Source organism: Achromobacter sp. UMC46, from assembly GCF_014170335.1.
Lineage (GTDB): Bacteria > Pseudomonadota > Gammaproteobacteria > Burkholderiales > Burkholderiaceae_B > Achromobacter.
This window is the reverse complement of record NZ_LZZS01000024.1, coordinates 144,029-153,591: the sequence shown is the minus strand read 5'-3', so window position 1 is coordinate 153,591 and position 9,563 is coordinate 144,029. Positions and strand designations below refer to the sequence as shown.

Below are 9,563 nucleotides of genomic sequence, written 5' to 3'. Positions count from 1 at the left end.
GGCAGGCTGGCTATATCTGGCAGTGCTGCTTGATCTTTACTCACGCTCGGTTGTCGGTTGGAGCATGACGGAAAAGGCTGATCGAAATCTGCTGATCAGTGCTCTGCAAATGGCTCTTGCCAGGCGCAATCCCGGCCAGGGCTTGATGCACCACAGTGACCGCGGCGCGCAGTACAGTTCATCAGAGTATCGAGGATTGCTGACCAAGCACGGCATCGCCATCAGCATGAGCGCCAAAGGCGATCCCTATGACAACGCGGTCGCCGAGAGCTTCTTTAGCAACCTGAAGAACGAATTAACGCACCATCAGGTCTTCCATAGCCGCGAGCACGCCCGTATGGCAATCTTTAACTATATTGAGGTGTTCTATAACCGTCAGAGAATCCACCAAGGTTTAGGCTACAAAACCCCTGCTGAGGTTGAAGCCGCTGCCCCTTAACCAACCTGTCCGAGAAACCCGGGGTAGCCCAGTATGACCTCTACTGGCGGGTCCTCAGGCGAAATTTCGTTTAGAGAAAGCAGGCGGCGGACAAAGGGATAGGCCACTCCTGTTTTTAGTGGTTCCCTTTCCCTGGCGCGTTGGTACTCACGATAGATTTGTTCTCCATCGCGCCTGAACACCTCATCTGATTCGGTCAAATCAAAGAGGGCGCTTGAGGCAAGGCCGATAACTAAACGATTGCTGAGGTCGTACGGCATGATATCCCTAGGTCGGGGCGATAGGAATGCAATTGGGCATTTGGTGTAGCGGTAGTGTAATTAGAAAGCGCGATATATCCGTAGCTCCCGTTTTTCAAGCCGTGCTGCATGTACGAATAGTTCTACGTCGTAGCCATCAGCGCCGCCGCCTTGCGCGCCAGCCGGGCTACGCCGAAGCTCGTGGCCAATTCATGCCCTTCCAATTCCGCCAGCGGTACCCAGCGCGCGTCGCGCGCGTCGTCGCCTGCAACCGGCTCGCCGGACTGCCACCGGCACAGCACGGCGATCAGGATGAAGTGGCGGCGCAGGGCGCCGGCTTCGTCGCGGTCGAAGACGTCCACCGCGTCGAACACATGCAGCGGTTCGGCGACCACGCCGGTTTCTTCCAGCAGTTCGCGCGCGGTCGCCGCTTCGATGGTTTCGCCCGCGTCGATCTTGCCGCCCGGGAAGGCCCAGCAGTTCTCGTCGGGCGGGTTGGCGCGGCGCACCAGCAGCACGTGGCCGTCGCGGACGACGGCGGCGATGGTGGCGGGAATGGGGCGGGCGATGGGGGTGGTCATGCGGCGTTCCGACGTTGGGGCAGCTTGAAAGGGTACGCTTCCTGTCACTTAGCGCAAATCCCCGTGGTGCCGGACGGCATCCTTGGGCACACTGTAGCCGCGCCGAATCGAGCGCGTCAGACCAGAATCAAGGGGCAGCGCCATGGATACGCCGGACCGGCAGTTACGTTACTTCGTGCGGATCGCGGAACTGAAATCCCTGTCGCGCGCCGCCGAGGACCTGGACCAGACGCAATCCGGCCTCAGCCGGCAATTGGCCGCGCTGGAAGCGCACGTCGGCAAGCCCCTGTTCACGCGGACGGGCCGCGGCGTGGAGCTCACCGAGGCGGGCAGCCGCCTGCTGGACGGCATCCAGCCCGCCTACCAGAGCATCGACCGTGTCGTCGACACCGTGCGCCAGCTCGAAGGCGTGACCCACGGCACGGTGCGCCTTGCCACCGTGCATACGCTCAGCTACTACTTCATGGCCGAGGTCGTGGCCAGCTTCGTCAGCAGCCATGAACACGTGAACCTGTCCGTGATGGGGCGCAGTTCGCCCGACGTGGTGGCGCTGGTGGAGGGCGGCAAGGCCGACGTGGGCTTTGTCTATGACGCGGCGGTGGCCTCGGACACGGTGACGTCCACGCCGTTGTTCGACGACGAGATGTGCCTGATCGTGCGCCAGGACGTGCCGCTGGCCGACGCGGTGGACCTGGGCGGCATGCCGTTGCGGCTGGTCGGCTTTCCGCCCCACTATGCGCTGCGCAAGATGATCCACAGTGCGGGCCTGCAGCCCGAATTCATGGCCGAGGCCGAAACCATCGATGCCATGCTCAAGCTGGTGTCGTCGGGCGTGGGCGCCTGTATCCTGCCGTCGCGCATCCCCGAGAAGCTGCTGACCGACTACGGCTTGCGCAAGGTCGGCATCCGCAGCCCCGTGCTGCGCCGGCGGGTGGTGGCGATCACGCCGGGCCAGCGCCAGCCCTTGCCGCTGGTGGCCGAGCTTCTGGCTTGCGCGCATCGCATCGCGGCGGCCTAGAGGCTGCCAAGCCGCAGTCGGCCGAATAGCAGCTATGAGCCTGGCTGCATGGCTAGATCGCGCGGCGGTTTCCATACTGTCCTGACCTTGCGCGGCGTCCGTCGACGCCGGACGCACAGGACATCAAGGGGAACCCATGACCACCGCATTGCGAGAGAAATCCTATTTCGACACCCGCGCTACGCAGGAAATGGCGCGCCATCTGCAGGCCGTGCCCCGCAGCATCCAGGAAACCATGGCCTACGCGTGCCGCATCCTGGCCATGACGGAGCAAGAGGCGGGCCTGGCCGGGCAGATCAGCGTGCGTTCGGCGCGCCCGGGCGCATATTGGACCCTGCGCTTCGGCCTGGGGTTCGACGAGGCCACGCCCGCCGACTTCATCGAGGTCGACCGCGACCTGCACACCCTGACGGGCGACGGCATGCCCAACCCGGCCACGCGTTTCCATCTGTGGGTCTACGAGGCGCGGCCCGACGTGCAGTCCATCATCCACACGCATTCGCCCTGGGCGTCGGCGCTGGCCGCGGCGCGCCAACCGCTGGTGATCTCGCAGATGGACATGACGCCGCTGCATGACGATTGCGCCTTCCTGGGGGAATGGCCGGGGGTGCCGATCGCGGATCAGGAAGGCGTGATCATTTCCGAGGCGCTGGGACGCAAGCGCGCCATCATCCTGGCCCACCATGGCTATCTGACGGCGGGCGGCTCTTGCGAGGAAGCGACGTATCTGTCGGTATACCTGGAGCGCGCGGCGCGCATGCAGATCCGCGCCCAGGCGTTCGGGCCGTTGACGCCGGTGGACGACGCCCTGGCCCGCGAAGCGCACGACTACCTGCTGAAGCCTTCGATCGTGCGCGCCACGTTCAACTACTGGGCAAGGCAGACGCACGGCATCGCGCCGCTGCCGCAGCCCCAAGCCTGATTCCGCTCGGATCCGATCACGACCTTTTCAAGGGGAGTCACGATGATGACGACCAAGCCTGCTGCTGCGCGCTCGCGCCGCGATTATGTGACGGCTGGCCTTGCCAGCATGATGGGCACCACCATCGAGTGGTACGACTTTTTCCTGTACGGCACCGCTGCCGCACTGATCTTCAACAAGATCTTCTTCCCCGCCTTCGACCCGCTGACGGGCACGCTGGCGGCGTTTGCCACGTATTCGGTGGGGTTCTTCGCGCGGCCGCTGGGCGGCGTGATTTTCGGTCACTACGGCGACAAGATCGGCCGCAAGTCCATGCTGTTGATCACCCTGCTGCTGATGGGCGTGCCCACCATCCTGATCGGGCTGATCCCTTCGTATGAGCAGATCGGCTATTGGGCCGCGGTGCTGCTGGTGCTGATGCGCTTTCTGCAAGGCATTGCGGTGGGCGGCGAATGGGGCGGCGCGGTGCTGATGGCGGTGGAGCATGCGCCGGAAGGCAAGAAGGGCTTCTTCGGCAGCCTGCCGCAAGCGGGCGTGGCGCCCGGCCTGATCCTGTCGTCGCTGGCAATGGGCGCGGTGGCCGCGCTGCCGGAAGAGGACATGCTGTCCTGGGGCTGGCGCCTGCCGTTCCTGGCCAGCGTGGTGCTGTTGCTGGTGGGTTGGTTCATCCGGGTGAAGGTGGCCGAGTCGCCCGATTTCGAGCAGATGCGGGAAAAAGGCGCCAAGGTCGAGGTGCCGGTGGCCGAAGTGCTGAAGCACCATCGCCGCGCGTTGCTGGTGGTGGTGGGCGCGCGTTTGGCCGAGGTGACGTGGTTCTACACGGTCGTGACGTTTTCGCTGGCCTACGCCACGGGCACGCTGGGCATCCCGCGGTCGGTCATGCTGGACGCCACGATCTGGGGGGCGGCGCTTGCCTTGTTCACGATGCCGCTGTTTGGCGTGCTGGGCGACAAGATCGGCCACAAGTGGGTGTTCATGGCGGGCACGGTGGGCATCCTGATCTGCGCGCCGGTGTTTTTCAGCTTGCTGGGGTCGGGCGACAAGGGCTCGATCATCGTGGCGGTTTGCCTGGCGGTGGGGCTGGTATACGCTTGCCTGTACGGCCCCGAGGGCACCTTGTTCTCCAGCCAGTTCCCCGCGAACGTCCGGTATACCGGCATTTCGCTGGCGGTGCAGGTGTCCGGCGCCATCGGCGGCGGCTTGGCGCCCATTGTGGCGACCTGGCTGCTGGCCAAGGGCGGGGGCGATCCGAAGTACGTGGTCTGGTACTTGAGCGCGTTGGGCGTGGTCGCCTTGATCAGCGCCTGGCGCATGCAGGGCGAGGCCGCCGCGCCGCCCGCGCTGCGCGTGCCGTCGGCGGCAAGAACCTGAGGACGCCATGAAAACGATCGACTATTACTTCTGGATGAATTCCGACTGGGCCTATCTGGGCGCCGACCGGCTTGAAGCGCTGGCCGTCCGGCAGCAGGCAGCGATCCGATACTTGCCCGTGGACCTGCCCGACGTCTATTCGCGCACCGGCGGCGTGCTGCTGGGGCAGCGGTCGCCCGAGCGGCAGGCGTACCGCGTGGCGGAGCTTGCGCGCTGGTGCACGAAGCTCGGCATCCACGTGAACCCGCAACCGGCGCACATGTGCCCCGACGCGGGGTTGGCCTCGCGCATCGTCATCGCGGCGGACCGTGCCGGCACGCCAGTGCTGGCGCTGTACAAGGCGATCCTCAAAGCGGAGTGGGTGGACGAGCAGGACATCTCCGACCCCGCCGTCTTGCGCGGCGTCCTGGAGCGGCTGGGCTTGCCGGCCGACCGCCTGCTGGCGGCGGCGGAGGACCCCGTCGTCGACGCCGCGTATCGGCGCAACACGGACGATGCGGTCAAGGCCGGCGTCTTCGGGTCGCCGTCCTATGTGTTCCGGGGCGAAGTGTTCTGGGGCCAGGACCGGCTGGACATGCTGGAGGAGGCGATCGCGGCGGCCCGGGAGGAGGCCTAGCGGGCGGTCGCGGACGGCGGGTTGCGGGTCAGGAAGCCGGTGGCGCGGACGATGTCCACGTCGTTGCGGCGGTCTTCATCCATGTAGGGCACCTGCTTGCGGAAATCCCGCCACAGCGCGGCCGTTCCCGTGCCCAGTTCAAGGTCCGGCCGTTGGGCGCGCCGCAGGTCCACGGCCTGGGCGGCATGCATCAGTTCCACCGCCAGCAGCATCGTCAGCCGGTCGATCTGGACGGCGACCCGGCGGCCGGTGGCGGGCGCGTTGGTGCCCACGTCTTCGATGTTGCCGGCCTGCGCTTGCACGTCGGTCACGATGGGCAACGACAATGTCCGCACATCGGTCGCCAGCGACGACACCGTTTTCTGGATCGGGCCATAGCCGATCGCGCCGTTGCCAGGGCTCAGGAATCGGGGTAGCGAGGTGAAAGCAGGGTCGGTCAGCCGCAGCGTGCGCTGCGCCGACAATTGCGCCGTCTGGGACAGGGCGACGCCCAGGCTTTGCAGCGGCAGCACCCAGGCGCTGGGGTCGAATCCGGCGGACGGCAGGACGGCGCCGCGCACCGGCCCGTCCGTGACGTAGAACCGGGCTTCGTAGCCCTGGGCGTCGGCCGCCGGCTGCGCGTCCAGCGCCACGGTGGGATTGTCGTCCGAGCTATTGATCTGGATCTGAAGCTGGCGCCGCAGCAGGCCCAGCATGTCGCGCGCCGCCCCATGCGCCTGGCTGACCGTGCGAAAGCTCAGGGGGTCTTGCAGGGCGCGTTTGGGGTCCGGTTGCCATAGGCCGCTGCCCTGCAGCAGGGCCAGCATGTGCGCCGCAGTTCGGCGCTGCCCGTCGTAGGGCCGTTGCGCCTGGGTCGCGGCCAGCAAGGGCGCAAGGTTCCCGTCCAGCCCTTCCAGCGACAAGGCGGCCACCGCGTCGGCCTGGTCCAGCAGACGGGCCGCGTCCAGCGCCGCCAGCGACGCGACGGCCGCGCCGTAGGCGTTTGAGCTGACGATGGCCAGGGCATCCTTGCCGAACGGGCGCACGGGCGTCAGGCCGGCCCGTTCCAGCGCTTCCGCGGAAGGCATGCGGCGGCCCTCGTAATAGGACTCGCCTTCACCCATCATCGCCAGCCCGATCTGCGCCAGGATGGTGATGTCGGCCTGCCCGACCGAGCCTTCGCCGAACATCACCGGCGTGATGCCGCGATTCAGGAACTCGGCATACTGGCGCAGCACCTCCACTTGCAGACCGGACCCGCCGAACAGCGCCGAATTCAGCCGGATCAGCATGGCCGCCCGGGTCGCGTCCTGCGGGGCTTCGGCGCCGTAGGCGGCGCTATGCGAACGCAGCAGGTTCCGGTTGAACTGTTCCGACACCTTGCGCACGTCGGGCGAGATGTCGCCGCCCTTGAAAAGCGTCTGGTCCTTGTTCAGGCCGACGCCGCGGTTCAAGCCGTATACGCGGCGATCCAGCCTGGCGTAGGCAAGCAGCAGCTCGAAGGAGCGTTGCGCGCGTGCGGTGGCGTCGTCGGCCAGCGCCACGCCGCAGCCCTGCCGGGCTACCGCGCCGACTTGCTCCAGCGTGAGCGACCGGCCGTCCAGCGTGACCGGGGCGCAGGCGGCCGACGCGCCGGACGGAAGCCATAGCGCCAGCAGCAGGGGCGCCATGAGGCCGGCCCGGCGCAGGGCCGGGGGCAGGGCGGCAAGGCGCGCGCCCGGGCGGGCGGCACTGGGGCGACGAAGCGGACGGGCAAGCGCGTGCGGCGCATGATGCATGGGCATTGCGGCTCCTGAAGGGACGGTGGCGGGACTGCGGGACCGTGGAAACGGGGCGGGCCACTAGCGTGGCGCGGGCGCGCCCAGCGGCAGGCGCATCAGGTCCTGGCCCAGCACGACGGGCCCCTTGAAGGTCTGGCGGGCCTTGAGCCAGTGTTCGGCGGGCGCGTCGCCGGGCACCAGGTGCGACAGCACCAGCGTCTTCACGCCCGCGCGGGTGGCCACGTCGCCGACCTCGCGCGGCGTGGTGTGCGCTTCCAGCAATTGCCGGGCCAGCGCCACCTGCCGGGCGTCCCAGGGCTTGGGGCCGACGATGTGGTCCACCCAATCCGGGTCGATCGCCTCGTGCACCAGGATGTCCGCGCCGCGCGCCAGCTTGACCAGGTTGTCGCTTGCCGCCGTGTCGCCCGAAAACACGACCGAACCGGCCGCCGTATCGAAGCGGTAGGCGAAGTTGGGGTACACGAGCCCGTGCGGCACCAGGATGGCGCTGACCTTCACGCACGCGTCCTGCCACACGGTGAACGGTTCCATGGGCGGCGCGGGATCGGTGTTCGGATCCTTGACGACGCCGGCCGGCACCGCGATATCGTGCGCCTGGAAGAACTGCCGGATGTCCGGCACGCCTTCGCTGCGCACGCGGATGTTCAGGTCCGCCGCCATGCCCGCGACGATTGACGCCACCAGGTCTTGCGTGCCGGGCGACGGGTTCTCCGGATGGATGACGACATCGTCCTTCATGCCCGGCGCCAGTGGAGGCAGCACCCCGCGCGGGCCAGGCCCGAAGACTTGCATGGAGGCCTTGGCGCGTCGCCGGGCGCTGGGGTCGTAGGCCAGCAGGTTGGCCAGATCGATGATGTGGTCGGTGTGCAGGTGGGTGAGGAACACCGCCTGTTCCGCGCCGGGTTTGATGCCCGCGCGGCGAAGCTGGCGGTAGGCGCCGGATCCCAGATCGACGATGTAGGCGCGCCCGTCCACCACCAGCGCCGACGAAATCCCGTGGGGCGAATCGTCACCGTACCAGGTAGGGCCGCCCGCCACGCCCAGCAGCACCAGTTCCGCAGGCGGCGGTTCGGCGGAGGCGGCCAGGGATGCCTCCGGCGCGAAGCCCGCCGCCGCCAGCGCGACCGCCACGGCGCCCAGCCGGCCCCAGCAAGTCCAACGGCCCCGACCGCCGGGCCGGGCCGGTTTGGCCTTATCCATGACGGCCTTGCGGCAAGACGGTCAAGGCCACCAGGGCAACGACGCAGGCGCCCATCACATACAGCGCGGGGGCGAAGGCCACGCCGGTGGTGTAGGTGATCCAGGTAAGGATGGCGGGTGCGAATCCGCCCAATATCGTCACCGCCGTGTTGTACGACAGGGACATGCCAGAGGACCGCACCGAGGTGGGGAAGACCTCGGACAGCGCCGCCGGCGCCACGCCGACATACATCGCCACCATCAGGCAGAACAGCGATTGCACGACGATCAGCGTGGTCTGCGTGTGGGACGCCTTCAGCCACATCATCAGCGGGTATACGGCGATCAGCAGCAGCAGCGCGGCGGCGCGCAGCACCGTGCGCCGGCCGTAGCGGTCGGACAGCGTGCCCGAGAACACGCAGCCGCCGATCAGGAACAGGTTGCCCACCAAGGCCGCCACGAAGGCCTGCGAACTGGAGAAGCCCAGGGATTTCTGCACGTAGATCGGCATGAAGATGATCAGCGCGTACGGGCCCACCGCCCACAGCACGGACATGCACAGGCCGGTCAGCAGTTCCCTCGGGTAGTCGCGCACCACGGCAAGCAGCGGCGTCTTCACGCGGTCGTTCTGGCGCGCCTGGCGTGCCTGCTCTTCGCGGAAGTGCGGCGTTTCGTCCAGCGCGCGGCGCATCCACAGGCCGACCGGCGCGATCGCCAGGCCGATGATGAAGGGAATGCGCCAGCCCCATTCGCCGACTTGCTGCTCGGTCAGGAAGGTGGTGACCAGCGTGGCCACCAGCGCGCCCAGCAGGTTGGATATGCCCATGCTGGCCTGGAGCCACGACGCGTACTGGCCGCGCTTGCCTTCGGGCGCATGCTCGACCAGGAAGGCAGTGGCGCCGCCCACTTCGCCGCCGGCCGAAAAGCCTTGCAGCACGCGGCCGCAGACGATCAGGAGCGGGGCGCCCACGCCGATGGCGGCGTAGGGCGGGGCGGCGGCGATCAGCAGCGTGCCGACGGCCATCAGCATGATGGTCAGCGTCAAGGCGGCCTTGCGGCCGGCCCGGTCGCCGTACGAACCCAGCACCAGCGCGCCCAGCGGACGCACCACGAAGCCCAGCCCGAAGGCCAGGAACGACGCCATCAGCTGCACGGTCGGGTCTTCGTTGTGGAAGAAGTTCTGTCCGATGTAGACGGCGAACAGCGCGTAGACCGTGAAGTCGTACCACTCCAGCGCGTTGCCCGCCGATGCCGCGATGACGGCTTTGCGGCCACTGCGCGATTGCGCGGAGGCCTGGGAATCGGCGTGGCCCGGCAAGGCCCCGATTCCCGGATTGATGACGACGTCTTTCATTGCATTCCCCATTGAGATCGTTTGCGCTGGAACCGCGCTATGTATTACCGCTGTCCGACTTTCCATTGGCTGAATCGCCTTGCG

At 67.4% G+C, this 9,563-nt stretch carries 10 protein-coding genes; 5 read left to right on the top strand and 5 right to left on the bottom strand.

The annotated features are described in order from the left end of the window. A partial coding sequence (locus A9973_RS18090) for an IS3 family transposase (RefSeq protein ID WP_183015100.1) occupies window positions 1-439 on the top strand: 439 nt, incomplete at its 5' end. Here the strand turns inward: A9973_RS18090 and A9973_RS18085 are convergent. Together A9973_RS18085 and A9973_RS18080 are read right to left on the bottom strand one after the other, a co-directional pair. Beyond that, window positions 436-699 (bottom strand): 5'-nucleotidase, encoded by a 264-nt coding sequence (locus tag A9973_RS18085; RefSeq protein WP_255469207.1) that lies wholly within the window; start codon window positions 697-699, stop codon window positions 436-438. The two genes, A9973_RS18090 and A9973_RS18085, sit on opposite strands and share 4 nt — an antisense overlap. 122 nt (window positions 700-821) lie before the next feature. Then, window positions 822-1,259, bottom strand: a complete 438-nt coding sequence (locus A9973_RS18080; RefSeq protein ID WP_183015099.1) for an NUDIX hydrolase — start codon at window positions 1,257-1,259, stop codon at window positions 822-824. Window positions 1,260-1,401: 142 nt separating this feature from the next. On the opposite strand from A9973_RS18080, the gene A9973_RS18075 reads away from it, so the two are divergent. From A9973_RS18075 to A9973_RS18060, 4 genes are all read left to right on the top strand, one after another. Beyond that, on the top strand, window positions 1,402-2,277 hold the full coding sequence (locus tag A9973_RS18075; protein WP_183015098.1) for a LysR family transcriptional regulator: 876 nt from the start codon (window positions 1,402-1,404) through the stop codon (window positions 2,275-2,277). 136 nt (window positions 2,278-2,413) lie between these two features. After that, window positions 2,414-3,199 carry an aldolase gene (locus A9973_RS18070; protein ID WP_183015097.1) on the top strand — a complete coding sequence of 262 codons (786 nt, stop codon included), beginning with the start codon at window positions 2,414-2,416 and terminating at the stop codon, window positions 3,197-3,199. Window positions 3,200-3,241: 42 nt separating this feature from the next. Further along, a complete protein-coding gene (locus A9973_RS18065; protein WP_183015096.1) occupies window positions 3,242-4,570 on the top strand; it encodes an MFS transporter in 1,329 nt (442 codons plus the stop codon). Between the two features lie 7 nt (window positions 4,571-4,577). After that, the gene (locus A9973_RS18060) at window positions 4,578-5,186 is read left to right on the top strand and encodes a 2-hydroxychromene-2-carboxylate isomerase (RefSeq protein WP_183015095.1); all 609 of its coding nucleotides are present in this window, start codon (window positions 4,578-4,580) and stop codon (window positions 5,184-5,186) included. Here A9973_RS18060 and hutH read toward each other — a convergent pair. The 3 genes from hutH to A9973_RS18045 are packed head-to-tail and all read right to left on the bottom strand — an operon-like array spanning window position 5,183 to window position 9,479. Next, complete coding sequence (gene hutH / locus A9973_RS18055; protein WP_183015094.1) at window positions 5,183-6,949, bottom strand: histidine ammonia-lyase; 1,767 nt, start codon at window positions 6,947-6,949, stop codon at window positions 5,183-5,185. The genes A9973_RS18060 and hutH overlap by 4 nt on opposite strands. Before the next feature lie 57 nt (window positions 6,950-7,006). Further along, window positions 7,007-8,146, bottom strand: coding sequence for an MBL fold metallo-hydrolase (locus A9973_RS18050; protein WP_183015093.1), 1,140 nt, complete (start codon window positions 8,144-8,146; stop codon window positions 7,007-7,009). Next, window positions 8,139-9,479, bottom strand: coding sequence for an MFS transporter (locus A9973_RS18045; RefSeq protein WP_183015092.1), 1,341 nt, complete (start codon window positions 9,477-9,479; stop codon window positions 8,139-8,141). The genes A9973_RS18050 and A9973_RS18045 overlap by 8 nt, the downstream gene beginning before the upstream one ends. Window positions 9,480-9,563 lie beyond the last annotated feature (84 nt).